The organism is Vibrio sp. SCSIO 43133 (genome assembly GCF_023716845.1).
Taxonomy (GTDB): domain Bacteria; phylum Pseudomonadota; class Gammaproteobacteria; order Enterobacterales; family Vibrionaceae; genus Vibrio; species Vibrio mediterranei.
The window spans coordinates 1,055,945-1,074,370 of the sequence record NZ_CP068025.1 but is presented as its reverse complement, the minus strand read 5'-3'; the positions used below and the strand labels follow the sequence as shown (position 1 = coordinate 1,074,370).

Genomic DNA, 18,426 nt, shown 5'->3' with positions numbered 1-18,426 from the left:
GTTAGGCTTTACCGGTAGAGTCCGCCAGATAGTTGCCTTTAAGCAAACGCTCGATAATGAGCATCAAAATTACGTTTGGAATCACAAGGATGAGTGATACCACCGCCGCGTTTGGACGGATGAAAGAGTAACCTAAGTAGGAATACAGGATGGTCGGTACGGTGACATAATCCGGTGATCCAAGAACAAAGGCGATGTTGAATTCTTCAATACTGATCACCAGACAGAAGATCAACGATGCCAATAAGCCAGGTTTTAGCATTGGCAGATACGCGTGTTTAAATGTTGTCCAAGGGCTGCCACCTAAGTCACGGCTTGCCTCAATAAGATCTTGAGGAACGCTTTTGAAACTGGCTGACAAAATACGGATAGCATAAGGCAAAGCCAGTACCGTATGGCCAATCACAATGCCAAGGTAGGCGTTAGACAAATTAAGGTTGATCAGCATCGAGCTAAAGAAGACACCGATGATCATACCCGGCATAACAAGCGGTAGAAGTGTGACAACTTCGGCCACTTTCTTGCCCGGAAAATCCTTGCGGCCTAGTGCGTAAGCCGTTGGAAGTGCGAGCAATACTGTCAAAAGAGCGACTGCTGGAGCAATCGAGTAACTGTTAGTTAGTGCTTCCACTAGACCTGAGTTTTCCCACATGTCTGTCCAACGTCCGAATGACATCACCGGTGGAAGAACATCTGGATAGCTCCATGGGTGTTCCGGGTCTACGAGTGACCAGATGAGCGCCATAATAAATGGCACACCTAACCAGAAGAAGTTGACCGCAAGAAACAGTCCAATAGCGATTTTGTTGATCAGTTTGCCATTTGCCGTTCTTATTTTCGGCAGTTTGCGGCGTGGTGCTTTTGCTGTTGAGGCGAGTGCAGTCATTATTTCAGCTTCCCTTTCTTAGTGGCTAGTGGGGCAGTCAGTAGAGAGATAGCCAGTGAGGCGATTACAGCGGTCACCATGATGATGACGGCCACAACAGCACCTTTGTTCCATTCCATAAACTCTGTTGAGGTAATGTGCATTAACATAGATAGCGAGTAAGTGTTCTTAGGACCCGCAATCGAGTAGAACGAGTAGTCACCTAGAGCACCGATGAAAATTAGAATCAAAGATACTTGCAGGGCTGGTATAGATAGTGGGAACACGATGCCAGTGAAGCGACGCCATGCGTTTGCGCCAAGATCTGAGGCGGCATCGAGAACATCATTTCGAATTGAGTTCACCGCACCCGCAAGTAGAATCATTGCAAACGGCAGCTGTTTCCAGATTTGAAGAATAATAACTCCCCAACCGAAGTTGTCGTTTTGCATACGAATCGGTTTTTCAGTAATGCCAAGCCACATCAAGCCTTGGTTAACCACACCATGGTACGAAATCACGTTAACCAACAAGAAAGCGGCAACCAAGCCTGGAATGAACATAGGAGCGCGCAATAGACCTGTAATCGTGGTTGAACCGGTAAAGGGCTTACGTAGCCAGAGCACAAGCGGGTAGGCCAGAGACACCGCGCCAAGAGCGCCAATGACTGATACTTTAATAGAGTAAATCAGTGACTTGTGAAGTGTTGGGTCAGCAAGTGCATCACGCCAAAATTCAGTGGAGAAGCCACTCTCTCCCATCATGTTATGAAAACCAAAGCTCTGGGCAACCACCATGTAAAACGTTGAACCCATCAAAAGTAAGATGGTGCCTACGCCAGGCAATAGCATGAGCCAGGTTTTCCAGTGGGTGCGTAGACTAGTCATGCGGCACCTCTTCAAGGAACCTAATACCAGTTTTAGGCAAACTGAATGTTAACTGGTTATCTTGGAACTTAGGCTGTTTTGGTAATTGAATACGCATTTCTAGTGGAACTTCATTAAGTGATTCCACTAGAAGGTCGGTGACATTACCCATGAAAGCCATTTGATTGACGCGCACTTGGAAGCGGTTGATATCGCTATCTTCAGCTAAGCGAGCGTCTTCTGGTCGCCAACAAACAAAAATATTGTCTGACTTTGGTGGTTCATCAGATTCAACGATGAAATCACCAATTTCTGTTGTGACCGAGTAAGTGTTGGCTTGCTCTGTCTTGTTTACTTGTGCAGGTAGAATGTTAGCGGCACCAATAAAGTCAGCAACAAAGCGATTTGCTGGACGATAGTAGATGTCTTCCGGGGTACCAATCTGTTCGATACGGCCACGATTAAGCACAACGATCTTGTCTGACATGGCTAGTGCTTCTGCCTGATCGTGTGTCACGTAGATAGCAGTAAGATTGTAGCGTTTTTGAAGTTCGCGGATCTCAAAACGAACCGACTCTCTTAATTTCGCATCTAGGTTAGATAATGGCTCGTCGAATAGGATTACAGCAGGTCGAGTCACCATCGCGCGAGCAAGTGCGACGCGTTGTTGTTGTCCACCTGACAATTCGCTTGGCATTTTATGAGAATGTTCACCCAGATCGACCTGTGCGACGGCTTCTTGAACGCGCTCAATCTGTTCTGCTTTTGCTACGCCTTTTTGGTTCAAACCGAAGGCAATGTTGTGCTCAACGCTCAAGTGAGGGAAAAGCGCGTAAGATTGAAAACACATAGAGGTATTGCGCTTTTCTGGAGAAACATTAGTGATGTTTTCATCGCCAATTAGAATCTCACCAGAATCGGGAGTGTGGAAACCACCGATCATTTTTAACAACGTTGTTTTGCCGCAGCCAGAAGGCCCAAGAAGAGTAACCATCTCTCCCTCTTCCGCCACAAAGCTAATGTCTTTAGATGCGACAAAATCATCAAAATTTTTACAGATATTTTTTAGTTCTAATCGGGACATTGAGTTGCATTCCGTTTCAGTAGAAGTTTGCACAGATTTGGAGTCTAGCGCTTCATTATTGCAATTATATTAACTAAGTTAATTTAATTGATCTGTGAAAGTGGTCACGTGATAAGCGTTATTGACGGATTTACTGATGAAAAAGGTTGGATAGTGTGATCTGACGCATGTAAATAGTCAGCTTATATTAATCTAGTTAATTTAATTGAGATTTTTTTGAGGAAGAGAAAAGAGAGAGGGAGTGGTCACTCCCTCTCTGAAGGCTAGCTAAGCAGATCGAGAATCTGCTGAGTTTTTGAGGACATTAATTCGGTATTGTGTCGTGACTCTACGTTCAGTCGCACCACTGGTTCAGTATTAGAGGTACGTAAGTTGAATCGCCAGTCATTAAACTCCATGCTGAGACCATCGGTATAATCGACAACAAGGGCATCGTGTTCAAAAGTTTGTTGAACGCGCTTGATGGCAGCTTTTGGATCTTGCAGTTTGGCGTTGATTTCGCCCGAAGATGGGAACGCGACAATACGATCGGCAACCAACTTAGAGAGCGGCTGCTGCTTCACACAAAGAAGCTCACTGACAAGCAGCCAAGGAATCATTCCACTGTCACAGTAGGCAAAGTCTTTGAAGTAATGGTGCGCACTCATTTCGCCGCCATACACTGCATCTTCCAAACGCATACGCTCTTTGATGAAAGCATGTCCCGTTTTAGACATTATCGGAGTACCGCGATTCTCTGTGACGATGTCGATGGTATTCCAAGTTAAACGAGGATCGTGGATGATTCGAGCATTTGGATTCTTCTGCAAGAACGCTTCTGCTAATAGACCCACAATGTAGTAGCCCTCAATGAACTCACCTTGCTCGTCAAACAAGAAGCAACGGTCAAAGTCACCATCCCATGCAATACCCATATCAGCACCGTTTTTTACAACTGCTTCAGAAGTGGCGGCACGGTTTTCCGGTAGTAGTGGATTAGGAATACCATTTGGGAAACTAGAGTCAGGTTGGTGATGAACTTTGATAAATTCGATGGCAATGCCCAACTTGGCGAATTTTGCTTCCAGATCGTCAATAACATGACCTGCAGCACCATTGCCTGAATTTACTACCAGCTTAAGTGGCTTGATGTTGTTCGGCGTAATGTAGCTAAGCAAATGCTCGGTGTATTCATCAAGGTTAGACAGTTTTTTGTATTGTCCAACTTGAGCAATTGACTCAAAGTCATTTTGTTCAGCGAGCTGTTTAATGTCGTTCAAACCAGTATCACCACTGATTGGCTTACCGTTATCTCGAACCAGTTTCATCCCATTGTAGTTAATAGGATTGTGGCTTGCGGTGACTTCGATTCCGCCATCTACGTCCAGTGACTGGGTCGCAAAGTAAATCTCTTCTGTACCTGTCATACCGATATCAACAACATCGGAACCTGCATCCATAATGCCACGCGCCAAGGCAAGTTTAAGACTTTCTGATGTCTCACGAACATCGCCACCCACAACTACGGTTTTAGGTTTTAGAAATTGCGCATATGCTCTGCCAATGCGGTAGGCGATATCCTCGTTGAGTTCGTCTCCCAACTTGCCGCGAATGTCATAAGCTTTAAAACAGCTAAGTGCTTTCATGACTAGACCTTATCCTTGAAAAATGTCCGAAAGCATCGCTTTTAATGCGCCATAAGACAAGTGCTTTTCGCCAATGTCATAGTTTTGTTGCATACCGGATGATCTCAATTCAGCATCAAACAGATACTCAAGTGTTGAATTGACGGCGCCGTTTAACGTTTCTGGAGCGATGACAGCGAGTCCAGATTCATCCACTTGATGGTCATTGCCAAGGTCGATAATGTTAAATTGGTAATCGGCGATATCTAAGTCAAATACAGGATAGCGATACACTACCATAGGGACTTTAGCGACAAGTCCTTCTAGAAATTGATTTCCCCAACCTTCTAGCAAACTAGGGTAGGTGATGATGTCTGCGTGTGAGTAGACGTCCCACAAAGAATAGACTTTTTGCCCTTCTTTCTCACCGCGAGAATGACCTACCCAATCATTGATAAACAGTAATTCCACGTTGCAGGCCTTGGCTTTATTCTTCAATAAGTCAAGATAACTGTCTTCTTCACACATTCCTGCAAACATAAGGATTAAGTGACTGTCTGCACTAAATATTTCTCCGTTATAGAGCGTTTTTCCAACGAGCTCTTCACGCTGTCTGCTCATTGCATCAATCAAGTCAATTGCCAGTTCGATGCCTTTTCTTGCAACAATACGTGTTGCTTGCAGAAACAGGATATCATTTGCGCCGACACCGAATCGTGCTCGCAGATCTTGATTGTATTCATCAACTTTCCAATCACTGCCCTGAAAATCGAACACATTGGGTACCACCGTAGATTCGATGTCGCGGCGTTTTTGAAGTTCTGTTTGCGCGATACGGTTGATCACACAGTGCTCAACCAGTGGGTGTTTAGGAGGAAACAGGGTGTTGAGCAGTTGCTGAATGCCTGGAGACGTTGGGTTTGAGTATTTAACACGTTCCCAATGAAAATCGTGATGATGGCAAATAACACGAGTCTGCGTGGCTTCGACCGCTTTCATAATACCGAGTGCGGCTGGTAGGTGATAGCCAAGTGACAGCATGTTATTTGGGACAATAATGTCAATATCTCGTTGGTCGATAACCTTGATGATACCTGCGGCAATGTCATTGGCTCGATGTTCAATGGCGTCTAACAAAACCGATTCTGATGCGTAATCATCGCGGCTCACATAAGCGTTGTGAATGATTTTTTCGTTGAATGGCTCTAAATAATGTAACTCTGGCACGAGATCAGCGTCTGTACTGCCTGAACTCCCTGCTAGATAGAAAACCTTATGTCCCAAGCTCTCCAGAGCCCATTTCCATTTGTCCATCTCAAGAGATACGCCATCAGTTTCGCCTACACGAAAGTGGGCAAGGAGGATATTCATGTTTCACTTTCCCTATAATTTCTGAATGTGGTTGGACGTAATTTAGAGGATTATATAAACGGATATAATGATAGTTTTACAAATTAGTGATCGAATTCACGATAATCCAAAACCGGTTTTGGTTATTTAAAAAAATGAGACTTGGCTCAATTAATAATCAATAAAGCCTGTTTAGACTAGGTGTAAGTCGCAATTATCAAGTGGTTAATTTAAAAGCCACTATTTTTTGGAAAAGTATCAAAACCGGTTTTGGTTGTTTGATTTGTAATAATGGATATCAACATGGCTCAGGAACAGACGGCTAACTCTCAAGTTAAAAAAGACCTGCAACAAATCTTGGCAGGTGTGTATTCGCCAGCTCAACTTAATGAACTCATCCCCAACCTCCTCAATGTTATTGCGAATCAGCCTGAGTATGTGGGCAAAAAGCAATGGGTAGATCAAAACGACATCATGCTGATTACGTATGGTGATTCAATCAAAAAACAAGGAGAAGCACCTCTTCATACCCTAAGAGAGTTCTTAAACGATAATACTGCGGATGTGCTCTCTGCGGTGCATATTCTCCCGTGTTATCCCTATACCTCAGACGACGGATTTTCTGTCGTTGATTATTGGAAAATCAACCCAGAATTGGGTGATTGGCAAGATGTTCAATCATTGTCGAACAACTATGACCTAATGTTTGATGGGGTGATCAACCATATTTCAAAATCCAGTGATTGGTTTCAAGGGTATTTAAAAGGGGAAACGCAGTATCGAGAGTTTTTCACCGAAGCTAATCCAAACCGAGACTACAGTTCAGTTACACGCCCTAGAGCATTACCATTACTGACGACTTTTGAAACCGCAAACGGTACAAAACATATCTGGACTACGTTCAGCGAAGATCAAATTGACCTTAATTTCCGTTGTCCTGAAGTGTTTCAGAAAATTGCCGAGCTACTGCTGTTTTATGCTCAGCAAGGAGCCTCTTTTATTCGTCTTGATGCGATTGGATTTATGTGGAAAGAGTTGGATACCCCTTGTATTCATCAGCCCCAAACTCATGCCATTGTTCAGGCGCTGCGAGCATTAATGAGTGCCGTCGCTCCTCACGTTAAATTGATCACTGAAACCAATGTACCGCATAACGACAATATTAGTTATTTCGGCAATGGTGAGAATGAAGCTCATTTGGTGTACCAGTTCCCGCTACCGCCATTAACACTGCATACATTGCAAACTGGCAACAGTGAAAAGATTGTTGAATGGATGTCGAGCTTAGAGCCGTGTTCGGAACAGACCACATTCTTCAACTTTTTAGCCTCTCATGATGGCATTGGTGTGCGTCCTGTAGAAGGTATCTTAAACAAAGAGCAAGTCGACCATTTACTATCGGTAGTGCAGACCAATGGTGGCCGCGTTTCATACAAAGATAACGGTGACGGTACACAAAGCCCTTATGAGCTGAATATCAACTATTTCGATGCCATCCGTGATGCGAATTCGGATGACCAAACTAACCTAGATCGCTTTATGGCGGCCCAGTCCATTCTCATTTCGATGGCGGGGGTTCCTGGAATATATGTACACAGTCTATTGGGGTCGGGAAACGATATAGAAGGATTGGAACGTCTGGGGTATAACCGCGCGATTAACCGTGAAAAGCTCGAACGTACCGAAGTGGAATCTGAGTTGGCTAATCCAGAATCTCGTCGTGCCCAAGTGCTATCTCGCTTTAAACACATTCTGGGTATTCGTAAGCAACAGAGAGCATTTGCTCCTAGCGCAAGTCAGCGTGTAGTGGCAACCAGTGAGCAATTGGTCACTTTTGTGCGTGATGAGCAAGTATTGGTGGCTATTAATATTTCAAATCAAGCGGTTGAGCTAGATACCAATGCAGTGCTTAAAGGAGTCTCTCACGATTTGATTTCTGGTAACGACTTAAGTGGTGTTGTTACTGTACAACCATATCAAGTGATGTGGTTAGCTAAGTAGAAAATAGAGCCAGCCTGGCGACTCATAAATTACATGAATCCTAAATCGTAAAGGATATAACGATGAAACTAAAAACTCTGACCCTTGGACTTGCTGTATCTGGTTTAGGCTTATCCAGCCTTGCACAAGCGACTACAGTTGAGTATTGGACAACACAAACCCAATCAGACCGCCTTCAGACGATAGAAGTGATGGCTGATGTGTTCGAAGCATTGAACCCAGGTATCGATGTAAAAGTAGTGGCAGTAGATGAAAATGACATGCCAAAGCAGATTGCTGCAGCTGCCGCATCGAATACGCTCCCAGATATGATTGAAGTAGGCTCTAACCTGTCATTAGCGTTTGCTGAGCAAGGTATTGTTGATTTAGACGCCACGACCGCAACGATAGAAGCAGTTGGTAAAGACCGTTTTTATAAAGGTTCATTGAAGTTGGTAGAAGACCCAGACAACAATAAATTTGTTGCTCTACCATATCGAGGTTGGGTTCAAGGTATTTGGTATCGTGCAGACTGGTTTGAAGAAGCGGGTTTAGAGCCACCGACAACATGGGAAAACATTCAAAAAGCGGCGAAGTACTTTAATAAGCCTCAGGAAAACCAATACGGCATCTTAATTGGCACTAAAGCGGATAGCTATGCTGAGCAAGTTTATACGCAGTTTGCCCTATCAAACGATGCAGGTCAGTTTGATAAAGACGGCAACCTAATATTCAACTCTGAAGCGCAAAAAGAAGTTTTAGACTTTTATAAAGATCTTTCAAAGTACACACCTCCGGGTCCACAAACATGGCGCGCACGTGACTACTATTTGCAAGGCAAGCTAGCGATGTTCTTCTACTCCACGTATATCATGGATGACATTGCACTCGCCGAAGCTGCGGCAAGTTCATTGAGTAACGAGAACTTCAAAGATCTTAAAGGCGCGACATTCGATCCTAATCTAGCGAAGAACACGCGTTTAGCTCCAGCAATCACTCATACTTCAGCTTCTACATTTGGTACCTTGGTTGGTTTCTCTATCATGAAGAACGATAACAAGGATGAAGTGGAAGCGACTAAAGCGTTCATTGAATACATGAACGAGAAAGATCAGGTTGTTGCATACTCTCATATGGCACCTGGTGGCCACCTTCCTATGCTTCGAGACATCGCTGAAACTGATGAATTCCTTAATGATCCAAAAGGCATTTTTGCTAACTATGGTAAAGAGTCCATTAAGGAGATCATTGCCGGTTTTGAGAACATCAAGAACTTCTCCATTGTAGACGGTAAGGCGTTCCCTGAATCTGGTGAAATCTTCTCGAAACAAATCATTCCACGCATGATCTATAGCTCTGTGATTGAAGGACAAGACACGCAAAAATCGTTGGATTGGGCTGAAAACGAGATGCAGCAGCTTATCAAAAACTAACTCTGCATAGCGAAAGACGTCGCTGGCTAACCAGCGGCGCACCTTCACTAAGAACCTTTACGGGGCAGCATGGTGCGCTGCCTCAGATTAACAAGGAATTACCATGACACCATTAGAGAGAGCAGAAGCGCGGTTCGGGTGGAAGCTTGTCGCTCCGACCATTGGCATTATTGGGCTTTTGATACTCTATCCAATCGTTTTTAATGTTTACCTAAGCTTCTTTGATGTAAAGCTGAACGGTGACAAAACTTTTGTCGGGATTGCCAACTACGCTCGCTTACTGGCAAATCCAGACTATTACTCATCAATTGCAACAACCGGTATTTACCTATTTGGCACTGTTGCTGGCACTACGTTGTTAGGACTCGCAGTCGCATTATTGATGCGTAATCCGTTCCGAGGTCGTGGCCTAGTGAGTGCCGCTATCCTTATGCCATATTTTGCGCCGGTTATTTCCGTTGTGTTTGGTTGGCAATTTCTTTTTGACCCTGTCAACGGTGTCTTTAACTGGTTAATGGTTGATGTACTGCATATCTGGAATCAACGAACCAACCTCATTGGTGAGCCGGGTTCGGCTGTTTGGGTCGTTATTATCTTTGATGTTTGGAAGCATTTCCCAATTGCATATCTATTGATCCTATCCAAGTTGACGTCGATTCCTAAAGATCAATACGAAGCGGCGGCGATTGACGGTTATGGACCAATTGGACGTTTCTTCCATGTGACGCTGCCAGAGATTTATTTCGTATTGGCAACGGTAGTGATTCTACGTTTGATTTGGAACCTGAACCGCTTTGAAGACGTGTTCCTTTTAGCGCCCAATGTTCAAACTCTTCCAGTATTTACGTACTACCAAGCCTTCACCGGGGTCATTGATCAAGGGCTTGCTGCTGCAACCTCCGTGATTCAGTTCAGCGTCTTGTGTGTGCTGATTTGGTTCTATGTTAAGAAAATTCTTAAGTGGTAATTCATTATGTTAGGAAAACCAACAATTAAAGGACGTATTGGATTTGCGTTAGCAATTTTCTTACTGGTGAGCTTCTGCTTACTTCCATTTGCGCAAATTCTGTCGACTTCACTAAAACATCAGTTTGACTGGGGCAACCCGTCATTGATTCCGCAGGTCGTTAATCTCGACGCCTATAAGGAATTATTAGGTTTAACTGAGCAAAAACAGGTAGAGATACCGGCAGCAATACAAAAGATTCTTGAGAACCCTAAGCTGCCTCAAGATAAGAAAGACGCCATTATGGCGAAATACGCCAGTAACTCTGATGTGTTTCCCTTTGGCCGGTTTATGCTGAATAGTTTCGCCATATCTGCGGGAGCGGCTACGGTGTCACTCATATTCGCAGTCATGGGGGCTTATTCCATTTCGCGCCTGCGATTTACTGGGCAGGTAATTGTTCAGCGCTCGGTGCTCTTCGTTTATATGGTGGGCGGCGTACTGTTGATGGTACCGCTGTATCAAATGGCGGTAAACGTCGGGTTAGCGACCAGTATGTGGGGTAGTCTGTTCTGTCTCTTCGCCATCTATATTGTGCAAACATTGCCAGTCGCGCTGTATATGCTGGGTAACTACTTCCGCACGATTCCTTTTGCGTTAGAAGAGGCGGCGATGATGGATGGTTACTCGCGCAAAGAAGCAATATGGAAGGTGGTATTGCCGCTATCGGTACCTATGCTCGCAACCGTATTTATGTACTGCTTTATTATCGGCTGGAATGAATACCTGTTTGCGTCTGTATTCTTAAAACAATTCAAAGAGTTCTACACATTGCCACTCGCGCTACAAGAGCTATTTGTATCGAAAAATGCGATTTGGGATCGAATCATGGCAGCGTCCATGTTAACTCTGGCTCCAGTCGTAGTGTGTTTCTTGTTTGCTATGCGTCATATGGATGGTGGCAAAACTGATGGTGGTGTGAAAGGTTAATAATTATGGCTTCTATTTCATTAAAAAATATTGTTAAAAACTACGGTGACACCAAGGTTGTAAAAAACATCAGTCTTGATATCGAAGATGGCGAATTTGTGGTGCTAGTTGGCCCATCGGGTTGTGGTAAATCGACGACGTTACGCATGATTGCAGGTCTTGAGCAGGCGACATCAGGTGAGATCTCCATTGGTGACCGAGTGGTTAACGATGTCGAACCACAACATCGTAATATCGCAATGGTGTTCCAAAACTACGCACTGTATCCGCACAAAACCGTTGAAGAGAACATCGTGTTTGCTCTACGCCGCTTAAAGATGGAAGAGTCGGAGATCCAGCGCCGGTTGGAAGATGTTGCCAAAATGCTCAAGCTGGAAGATTATCTCAAGAGAAAGCCTGCTGATCTTTCTGGTGGCCAGCGCCAACGTGTTGCTATGGGTCGTGCAATTGTACGTGATGCTGACTGTTTCTTGTTTGATGAACCTTTGTCAAATCTGGACGCCAAACTGCGTAACCACATGCGCACCGAGATTGCGCAAATCCATAACCGATTTGGCCGCACCAGTGTTTATGTTACCCACGACCAAGTCGAGGCAATGACGCTAGCGGATAAAGTGGTGGTATTGCGCGATGGTATTATTGAGCAAGTCGGCTCTCCGATGGAGATTTTCCTCAATCCAGTTAATATTTTCGTTGCGACCTTTATTGGCTCTCCGTCAATGAACATTATGGACGGTACACTGTACAACGACTATCTGGAACTAGGAGGATATCAACTGCCTAGAAAGCTGCTGACCGGAGTTCATTTTGATGAGGCAGTACCGGCGGAGGGACTTGCTGTAAAAGTGGGCATTCGTCCAGACTTTTTCAATGACAAGGAGTTCTTTGGGGAGAGTGACACAACCTTTAACTTCGATAACATCAACATCGACCTAGTTGAACCGATGGGGTTTGATAAAGAAGTGTTGTTTAAGTTGGGAGAAGAGAACGTGAAAGCACGCTTGGACCTTCGTTCAGAAGTAACACGCGGCCAAAAAATGGACTTGCTCGTCGACTTATCTCGTGTCCTTCTGTTTGATGTGAAAACAGAGCAACGCCTTTAATTGCTAATCCCCTTCATAGGTTTGTGAAGGGGATTTTTTATGGATGCCAATATGTCTCTATTGCCGAAAATCTGTGAATATCTCAACGTTAATAATCAGTTTTCTTTATTAAAAGGCTCTGATCTTTCAAGTCAGCTTTGTCACGCGTGGTTCATTAGCCAGCAGCTTGACCATGTTGAATATCATGTTGCCTGTGAACTTCTTACCATAAATAAACACCATCCTGTCTTGGAGTTTTTAGATGCGTTTGTACCGGACGCTGAAGCCGAGCTTTCACATAACTATGATGAGTTACCCAAAGGCGATAATCCTCTGTGGCAACTATTCAGCCCCGAAGCTATAGTGGCTAAATCGACACCCGAAAAGGTAAGAGAGGATATTCACCGCAATCGAACTCTGCATAATATGACCAAGTCGTCACAGGCGATTACAGATGTCGCTGAACAGGTCTTGTTCACGAGCAATGTGTTATTGGGTGTGCCACTCCGAGGGGATGATGTTAGCCACTTAACTTTGGGGGAGTGCTTCCATCAAACCTTACAGCAGGCTCAAAACCAGCAGCAACAGTATTGGTACGATCATCCAATTCCTGTTGGTATCTCTGCCGAAGAGAATGAGATCCTTTACGGTTTAAAGCACCTTGATAAAGCGTTGTCTGGGGAAGTAGACCGAGGCAACCTTGCACCAGACGCTAAGGCAACTATCGTGCTCTCATGCTCGGTGACACACCCTGCGCTGGCCGACATTGCGAAGCAGTATGTCGAGTTTGAGATCAACACGCACCTTAACCTCAAACACCTCAATGTAGCCGTTTTTGGTGAAAGTGAATGTCTTGAGGTGCTGCGTCATGCATTTCCAGAGGCGAGTGATGATCTTAAAGGTGTATTTGGAGTAAACGGGGCATATGGAAGACACTATAGCTTCCTCAAAGCTGTTGCGCCTTTGTGGCAAAAAGCAGTGAACCCAGAGCTCAAAGCCACATTCAAAATTGACCTTGACCAAGTGTTCGACCAAACCATGCTCATCAACGAAACGGGCAAATCTGCGTTTGAACACTTTTTGGATTCTAATTGGGGCGCTAGTGCAGTTGATAACAATGGTCACAAAGTCAAACTGGGCATGATTGCTGGTGGACTGGTCAATGAATGCGATGCTCACTTGGGTCTGTTTACCCCTGATGTGACGTTGCCGACGGGCAGTGATTATGCCATGTTTGAGCAACTGTTCTGTGCTCGTTGGGGGCAGGCTATATCCACTCAAGAAGAAGTCATCAGCCAGAGAGATGACATCCAGCGTGTGCATGTCACTGGCGGAACCAACGGAATCTTGATCGACGCACTGTATGAGTTCCAACCTTATACGCCAACGTTTATCCATCGAGCTGAAGACCAGGCATTTATATTGTCTGCCTTAGCTAACCCAATCGATGATCATTACCTTGCGTACAGTCATCAACCCGGGCTGATTATGCGCCACGATAAAGAAGCGTTTGCGGGACGAGTCATGGAAGTATCGGAGGCTGGAAAGGTGCTCGGTGATATCGAACGAGTGCTGTTATTTAGTGGCTACGCTAAACAGCATCCATTAGGAATTGAAGCGCTAAAAGAAAAACTGTATCCATTTACCGGTACGTTTGTCTCGAAAACGCCAATCGCACTTGCACTGCTGAGGTTTATGTTAGAAGGTTGCTATCGAAACAAAGATTACTTAGATGATGGTGCACACCGCTTGGTTAACTGCTTGAATTATTGTAAAAATGATTTAGAGAATGAGGTCATCTCCAATCAAAAAGGTTGGCAAGAGTACTATTCACAACTGAAGGACGGAGTGTTGACGCCACAAGCAGTTACCTCCGTCGGTCGTTGTCAGTTATTGGTCAGTGAGTGCTAAGGATATTATGTCGATAAAAAAACTAGCAGAACATTTAGGGCTCTCTAAATCTACCGTTTCGCGGGCGTTAAATGGATACAACGATGTAAACCCAGAGACTCGACAAAAGGTGTTGGCTGCGGCAAAGGAGATAGGCTATAAACCTAACCCAACAGCGAAGCGTCTCGCATCTGGTAAATCAAGAAACGTTGGTATCATTCTACCGGCGAACTCGCGGATGTTCGTTTCACCCGCCTTCTCAAAAGTATTGGCGGGAGCTTCAGCATTTCTTGCTCGTCATGATTACCAACTGATCGTAACAACGATTGCTGATTGCCAAGATGAGAATAAGGTCTACTCAGATTTCATTGAAAGTGGCCTGATCGATGGGCTTTTTATTGTTCGTACACGCAGCAATGATGAACGTATTGCCATGCTAAAACAAAAGCAGTTTCCTTATATCTGTCATGGTTACGATATCGGCTTTGAGGAAGATTGCTTTGTCGACGTTGACAATGAACATGCCTTTTATCAAATGACAAAACGTCAGCTAGAGCATGGACATACGCGTATTGCTTTCCTAGACGCGCCTATTGAATTGACGCTCTCTCAAGCTCGTAAGCGAGGGTATGTTAAAGCTATGGAAGAGGCCGGTCTATGTGCGGATGACCGTTTATTGCTCAACGGTGAACTGAACGAAGAAGATGCGATCAAGATGGCAAAAGAGGTATTGTCATTAGCTCATCGCCCAACGGCGATCTTGTGTGCTGATGACACCATGGCGTTAGGTACTATAGCTGCTTGTGAGGAGCTTGGTTATCAGCCTGGTGTCGATATTGCGATTGCCGGCTATGGTGACTATGAGCACAGTCGTTACAGTAAACCTTCCATCACAACCTTGCATTACGATACGCATAGTGTGGGCGAAGAAATGGCCAAACTGATGCTTAATCGTTTGGAGAACAAGGGTTTTGAGATTCAAAACTGGTTCGAAGCGGAAATTGTGTCTCGTCAATCTGACAAAATCACAAACAAGTCATTAACCTAATCCAAACTGGGCAGCCTACAGCTTAAACAATGGTAGGCTGCCTCATTAATGCTACGATTGTTTGCATGTTTTACCATCGGCTGAGAATTCACCTCTACCTATTCCTCGCTAGTCTTTACCATCCGCTCTAACCTGATGCTTGTTATGACCGACAATCATGGATCGCAAGCAATGAACTTAATCGTCAACGTGCACAAAGGTGTTCGCAAACTCGGCTTTGAGTGGGCTACTCGTCAAGCATGGAAGTGTGGAATGAAAGCCAACTTGGTGAATCGAGTGATTGGTGTTGCTCGTGGGCAAGTGGTGTGCGTGATAGATGGCGCACGAGCCGAACTCTCTACCGAGTTGAATAACCCTCACCACCATGAAGAGAAGCAAGGGCGATATGTGTTTGTTGGTGGAGTAGTGTGGGAGCCAAACGACCTGCTAGCTCCAGCTTTCCCGGAATTTATGTTTATGCATGTTCGCAACTTAGGCAGTAAGCATAAATACATGACCGACGACGAGCTATTCTTCAATTTGGCTTAACCAATGATCGCCTTGTTTATTAAGTGCTTGATTGGATCTCTAGCGGTTTTGCTTATTGCGATTCTTTCGAAAAGTAAAAGTTTCTATATCGCTGGGTTAGTGCCACTATTTCCTAGCTTTGCGCTTATCGCTCATTACATCGTGGGTACTGAGCGCAATATGGAAGCGCTTCGTATGACGGCACTGTTTGGAATCTATTCATTACTCCCGTATGCCGCCTATCTATTGGCTGTGTACTATTTCAGCTACTTCTTAACTCTAAGTGGGACCTTAGTTTCCGCTGTTATGGTATGGGTTCTTTTCGCAACCATTTTATTGGGAGTGTGGAACAGAACCATGGTGATTGCGACTTAATTCAGATGGTCTTTAGTCATAGGGGTAGTGTACGCTTTAGACAGCTTTTTTCCTCAGATTGGTAGATGGTTGAATAATTCGTAGGAGGAGTGTTGAAGATATGCACCCATGGAATCAAACAGTAAAAGCAGTATTAGAACCATTGGCAAACGCTGAAAACGCCAGCTTTATGAAAGCCTACATGCGTGACCAGTATACCTTCTACGGTATTCAGTCTACACCACGAAGAGCAGCTTTAAAGACGTTATTTACCAAGAGCCAACTTCCTTCCTTGGGTGAGCTTTCAGGTGTGATTGATGAGTTATGGTTGCAGCCCGAGCGAGAGTTCCAAATGGTCGCAGTTGACTTGCTTATCAAACTCAAAACTCAATTACCGTTAGCGATGTTAAAGGACTTAGAGCACTGGTTAACCACGAAGTCATGGTGGGACACTGTCGATATGCTAGCAACACATATTTTGGCGAGTTATTTTGTTCGCTTTCCCGAAGAAACTGCGCAAGTCATAGGGAATTGGCGGCAGTCGGAAAATATCTGGTTGCGACGTTCAACGCTCCTCTATCAGTTAAAATTCAAGCAAAACACCGATAGAGCTTTGCTTTTTGAATTGATCCGAGAAAACCAATCAGATAAAGAGTTCTTCATCCAAAAGGCAATAGGTTGGGCATTACGAGAATATTCAAAAACCGATGCAGAATCTGTCGTGCAATTTATAGAAACAGAACGAATTGAAGGGATAGCGAAGCGAGAAGGGCTGAAGTGGTTAAAGAGTAAGCAGATTATTCGAACACTTTAACCACTCCATATGCTACAGAAACGTTTAGGTACGTTTTAAGTACTGTTGTTTCGTCATGCCATAAAACAACTTAGAGTCAAAACCTTGCGTGGTTTTGTAGTAATCAGCATGCTCGCCCTCTCTGACATAGCCACACTTTTCTAACGTTTTATATGAGCCAACATTTGAACCATAACAGTCAGCACAGACTTTATGACTGTTAAGTTCATTGAACGCTAACTCAGTCATAAGTTGACATGCACGAGTAGCAATACCTTGTCCCCAAGCGAGCCTTGGAAGCTGATAACCTACCTCGCGGTTGCCCTCTAAGAACATAACTTGGGTGATGGCAGTCATCCCCATGTATTGTCCTTGATGGTCTCGAATGACAAACGTTGGGTTATCGGGCCAGCGCTGCTCTTTGAGTGCTTTTTCAGTATCTTCAACAATGGGAGCAAAAAATCCCTGGTATAAGGCTTGGTCTGCTGGGGCAAAAAATAGGTATTGATTTACTTCTTCGTCATCAAACATCTTGAAGATATCGACGAGATCCTTTTGTTGGATCAATTGTATAGATAGCGTTTCATTAAATGGTACTGACTCGCCGTGTTTTAATTTTGAATATGACATTGTTTACCTCGTTATTTGCGGGCCATGTTAATGAATTCTTCCAAAGATGAATTGTACTTTTGCGACAAATTACGTCTCAAAGTCACCATAGATGTCTATAGTAAGGTCGCGTTGACTCAGGTAGCGATTAGGTGTTCGTTTGATCTGCTGTTTGAGTTGTTTTATGAGGTGCGATTGGTCGCTAAAACCAAATCGTTGAGAGAATGCAGCCCAATCCAAAGGCCCTGGTTCTTGGTATAATGCGAGCACCATCTGTTCCAGCTTTAGCATTGATTGGTATTTCTTAATACTGAGCCCCATAACCTGGCGAAAGTGCCGCTCAAGCGTGCGCCGAGTGCTATTGCAATCTTGCGCCAGTTGTTCGACATTTAGCTCGCTGGCTTCATCACTACTTAGTTGGTTAGCGATAACGGAGAGAGCCTTAGAAACTAATGAATGGGCTTTGTCTTGTTGATAGCTTAATCCTAAACATTCAAGCTGCTTTTCTATACAACCGACGACTTCTTGTTGAGATATACAGTCGAGTAACGACGCCTGAAATGACTTGTCAAAGCGTAAGGTTAACCAATCGTACCATCCACATTGATTTAGTATCTCAGAGGATTGTGGATTGAGTAAATAAAGTGCATCAGGTTGAAAGGTGATGCCAATGCGTTTTAATGGAGCAACATCATCCATTAGCAACAAGTGTTCGGAGGCCGAGAGTAAATGACTACCTTGCCCACTCATTACCTGTTCGCCATTGTCATAATGGTAACGCTGCTCCGGTGGCGTAAATAGCAGGTGAGCCCTCGGGTTCGGGATCAATTGTGGAGGCGAACTAATTACCTCGTTAGGTTTAACCTCTAGATACCAAACTTGATGAATTAACCATTCGTACCCTTCAAGGGACTGCTTCCAAGTGATCATTGATACCGTATTGTTGATTTAGGGGCTTTGGGTTAATTGTAATTTAATTTGTGGGTAGCTGGTATGAGTGTGTGTTAGCCGCTATCACGAAAAAA

General features: G+C 44.3%; 17 protein-coding genes. 10 read left to right on the top strand and 7 right to left on the bottom strand.

The annotated features are described in order from the left end of the window. Position 1 precedes the first annotated feature (1 nt). The 5 genes from JKJ11_RS21720 to JKJ11_RS21700 form a co-directional block, all read right to left on the bottom strand. Positions 2 to 886 carry an ABC transporter permease gene (locus JKJ11_RS21720; protein WP_006070810.1) on the bottom strand — a complete coding sequence of 295 codons (885 nt, stop codon included), beginning with the start codon at positions 884 to 886 and terminating at the stop codon, positions 2 to 4. After that, the gene (locus JKJ11_RS21715; RefSeq protein ID WP_038227318.1) at positions 886 to 1,752 is read right to left on the bottom strand and encodes an ABC transporter permease; all 867 of its coding nucleotides are present in this window, start codon (positions 1,750 to 1,752) and stop codon (positions 886 to 888) included. The genes JKJ11_RS21720 and JKJ11_RS21715 overlap by 1 nt, the downstream gene beginning before the upstream one ends. Continuing rightward, the gene (locus JKJ11_RS21710) at positions 1,745 to 2,815 is read right to left on the bottom strand and encodes an ABC transporter ATP-binding protein (protein WP_006070814.1); all 1,071 of its coding nucleotides are present in this window, start codon (positions 2,813 to 2,815) and stop codon (positions 1,745 to 1,747) included. The genes JKJ11_RS21715 and JKJ11_RS21710 overlap by 8 nt, the downstream gene beginning before the upstream one ends. Positions 2,816 to 3,078: 263 nt before the next feature. Beyond that, positions 3,079 to 4,440, bottom strand: a complete 1,362-nt coding sequence (locus JKJ11_RS21705; protein WP_252039172.1) for a phosphohexomutase domain-containing protein — start codon at positions 4,438 to 4,440, stop codon at positions 3,079 to 3,081. A gap of 9 nt (positions 4,441 to 4,449) precedes the next feature. After that, positions 4,450 to 5,790, bottom strand: coding sequence for a glycosyltransferase family 4 protein (locus JKJ11_RS21700; RefSeq protein ID WP_252039171.1), 1,341 nt, complete (start codon positions 5,788 to 5,790; stop codon positions 4,450 to 4,452). 282 nt (positions 5,791 to 6,072) lie between these two features. On the opposite strand from JKJ11_RS21700, the gene JKJ11_RS21695 reads away from it, so the two are divergent. The 10 genes from JKJ11_RS21695 to JKJ11_RS21650 all read left to right on the top strand — a co-directional run bounded on the left by JKJ11_RS21695 (position 6,073) and on the right by JKJ11_RS21650 (position 16,813). Further along, a complete protein-coding gene (locus JKJ11_RS21695; RefSeq protein ID WP_252039169.1) occupies positions 6,073 to 7,770 on the top strand; it encodes an alpha-amylase family glycosyl hydrolase in 1,698 nt (565 codons plus the stop codon). A gap of 62 nt (positions 7,771 to 7,832) precedes the next feature. Further along, entirely contained in the window at positions 7,833 to 9,182 is a 1,350-nt protein-coding gene (locus JKJ11_RS21690; protein WP_252039168.1) for an ABC transporter substrate-binding protein, read from the top strand. 103 nt (positions 9,183 to 9,285) lie between these two features. Next, positions 9,286 to 10,149 carry a carbohydrate ABC transporter permease gene (locus JKJ11_RS21685; RefSeq protein WP_006070822.1) on the top strand — a complete coding sequence of 288 codons (864 nt, stop codon included), beginning with the start codon at positions 9,286 to 9,288 and terminating at the stop codon, positions 10,147 to 10,149. Positions 10,150 to 10,155: 6 nt separating this feature from the next. Beyond that, the gene (locus JKJ11_RS21680; RefSeq protein ID WP_006070823.1) at positions 10,156 to 11,118 is read left to right on the top strand and encodes a carbohydrate ABC transporter permease; all 963 of its coding nucleotides are present in this window, start codon (positions 10,156 to 10,158) and stop codon (positions 11,116 to 11,118) included. A 5-nt stretch (positions 11,119 to 11,123) separates the two neighbouring features. Further along, positions 11,124 to 12,221: an ABC transporter ATP-binding protein gene (locus JKJ11_RS21675; protein ID WP_038227313.1), complete on the top strand. Its 1,098-nt coding sequence runs from the start codon at positions 11,124 to 11,126 to the stop codon at positions 12,219 to 12,221. 39 nt (positions 12,222 to 12,260) lie between these two features. Continuing rightward, positions 12,261 to 14,111, top strand: coding sequence for a hypothetical protein (locus JKJ11_RS21670; protein ID WP_252039166.1), 1,851 nt, complete (start codon positions 12,261 to 12,263; stop codon positions 14,109 to 14,111). 7 nt (positions 14,112 to 14,118) lie between these two features. Next, complete coding sequence (locus JKJ11_RS21665; RefSeq protein WP_006070828.1) at positions 14,119 to 15,138, top strand: LacI family DNA-binding transcriptional regulator; 1,020 nt, start codon at positions 14,119 to 14,121, stop codon at positions 15,136 to 15,138. 171 nt (positions 15,139 to 15,309) lie between these two features. Continuing rightward, positions 15,310 to 15,666 carry a hypothetical protein gene (locus JKJ11_RS21660; protein ID WP_006070829.1) on the top strand — a complete coding sequence of 119 codons (357 nt, stop codon included), beginning with the start codon at positions 15,310 to 15,312 and terminating at the stop codon, positions 15,664 to 15,666. A 3-nt stretch (positions 15,667 to 15,669) separates the two neighbouring features. Then, positions 15,670 to 16,020 (top strand): GlpM family protein, encoded by a 351-nt coding sequence (locus JKJ11_RS21655; RefSeq protein WP_006070831.1) that lies wholly within the window; start codon positions 15,670 to 15,672, stop codon positions 16,018 to 16,020. Positions 16,021 to 16,120: 100 nt separating this feature from the next. Next, a complete protein-coding gene (locus tag JKJ11_RS21650) occupies positions 16,121 to 16,813 on the top strand; it encodes a DNA alkylation repair protein (RefSeq protein ID WP_252039164.1) in 693 nt (230 codons plus the stop codon). Positions 16,814 to 16,837: 24 nt separating this feature from the next. On the opposite strand, the gene JKJ11_RS21645 is transcribed toward JKJ11_RS21650, so the two are convergent. Together JKJ11_RS21645 and JKJ11_RS21640 are read right to left on the bottom strand one after the other, a co-directional pair. Further along, a complete protein-coding gene (locus JKJ11_RS21645) occupies positions 16,838 to 17,422 on the bottom strand; it encodes a GNAT family N-acetyltransferase (RefSeq protein WP_252039163.1) in 585 nt (194 codons plus the stop codon). A 69-nt stretch (positions 17,423 to 17,491) separates the two neighbouring features. Then, positions 17,492 to 18,331, bottom strand: a complete 840-nt coding sequence (locus JKJ11_RS21640; RefSeq protein WP_252039161.1) for a helix-turn-helix domain-containing protein — start codon at positions 18,329 to 18,331, stop codon at positions 17,492 to 17,494. Positions 18,332 to 18,426 lie beyond the last annotated feature (95 nt).

What these genes read in the sequence shown, in the direction of transcription:
- JKJ11_RS21650 (WP_252039164.1), top strand. Translation starts at nt 16,121, where the DNA reads ATGCACCCATGGAATCAAACAGTAAAAGCAGTATTAGAACCATTGGCA.
- JKJ11_RS21670 (WP_252039166.1), top strand. Translation starts at nt 12,261, where the DNA reads ATGGATGCCAATATGTCTCTATTGCCGAAAATCTGTGAATATCTCAAC.
- JKJ11_RS21700 (WP_252039171.1), bottom strand. Translation starts at nt 5,790, where the DNA reads ATGAATATCCTCCTTGCCCACTTTCGTGTAGGCGAAACTGATGGCGTA.
- JKJ11_RS21645 (WP_252039163.1), bottom strand. Translation starts at nt 17,422, where the DNA reads ATGTCATATTCAAAATTAAAACACGGCGAGTCAGTACCATTTAATGAA.
- JKJ11_RS21680 (WP_006070823.1), top strand. Translation starts at nt 10,156, where the DNA reads ATGTTAGGAAAACCAACAATTAAAGGACGTATTGGATTTGCGTTAGCA.
- JKJ11_RS21710 (WP_006070814.1), bottom strand. Translation starts at nt 2,815, where the DNA reads ATGTCCCGATTAGAACTAAAAAATATCTGTAAAAATTTTGATGATTTT.
- JKJ11_RS21720 (WP_006070810.1), bottom strand. Translation starts at nt 886, where the DNA reads ATGACTGCACTCGCCTCAACAGCAAAAGCACCACGCCGCAAACTGCCG.
- JKJ11_RS21685 (WP_006070822.1), top strand. Translation starts at nt 9,286, where the DNA reads ATGACACCATTAGAGAGAGCAGAAGCGCGGTTCGGGTGGAAGCTTGTC.
- JKJ11_RS21660 (WP_006070829.1), top strand. Translation starts at nt 15,310, where the DNA reads ATGAACTTAATCGTCAACGTGCACAAAGGTGTTCGCAAACTCGGCTTT.
- JKJ11_RS21655 (WP_006070831.1), top strand. Translation starts at nt 15,670, where the DNA reads ATGATCGCCTTGTTTATTAAGTGCTTGATTGGATCTCTAGCGGTTTTG.
- JKJ11_RS21705 (WP_252039172.1), bottom strand. Translation starts at nt 4,440, where the DNA reads ATGAAAGCACTTAGCTGTTTTAAAGCTTATGACATTCGCGGCAAGTTG.
- JKJ11_RS21675 (WP_038227313.1), top strand. Translation starts at nt 11,124, where the DNA reads ATGGCTTCTATTTCATTAAAAAATATTGTTAAAAACTACGGTGACACC.
- JKJ11_RS21640 (WP_252039161.1), bottom strand. Translation starts at nt 18,331, where the DNA reads ATGATCACTTGGAAGCAGTCCCTTGAAGGGTACGAATGGTTAATTCAT.
- JKJ11_RS21665 (WP_006070828.1), top strand. Translation starts at nt 14,119, where the DNA reads ATGTCGATAAAAAAACTAGCAGAACATTTAGGGCTCTCTAAATCTACC.
- JKJ11_RS21690 (WP_252039168.1), top strand. Translation starts at nt 7,833, where the DNA reads ATGAAACTAAAAACTCTGACCCTTGGACTTGCTGTATCTGGTTTAGGC.
- JKJ11_RS21695 (WP_252039169.1), top strand. Translation starts at nt 6,073, where the DNA reads ATGGCTCAGGAACAGACGGCTAACTCTCAAGTTAAAAAAGACCTGCAA.
- JKJ11_RS21715 (WP_038227318.1), bottom strand. Translation starts at nt 1,752, where the DNA reads ATGACTAGTCTACGCACCCACTGGAAAACCTGGCTCATGCTATTGCCT.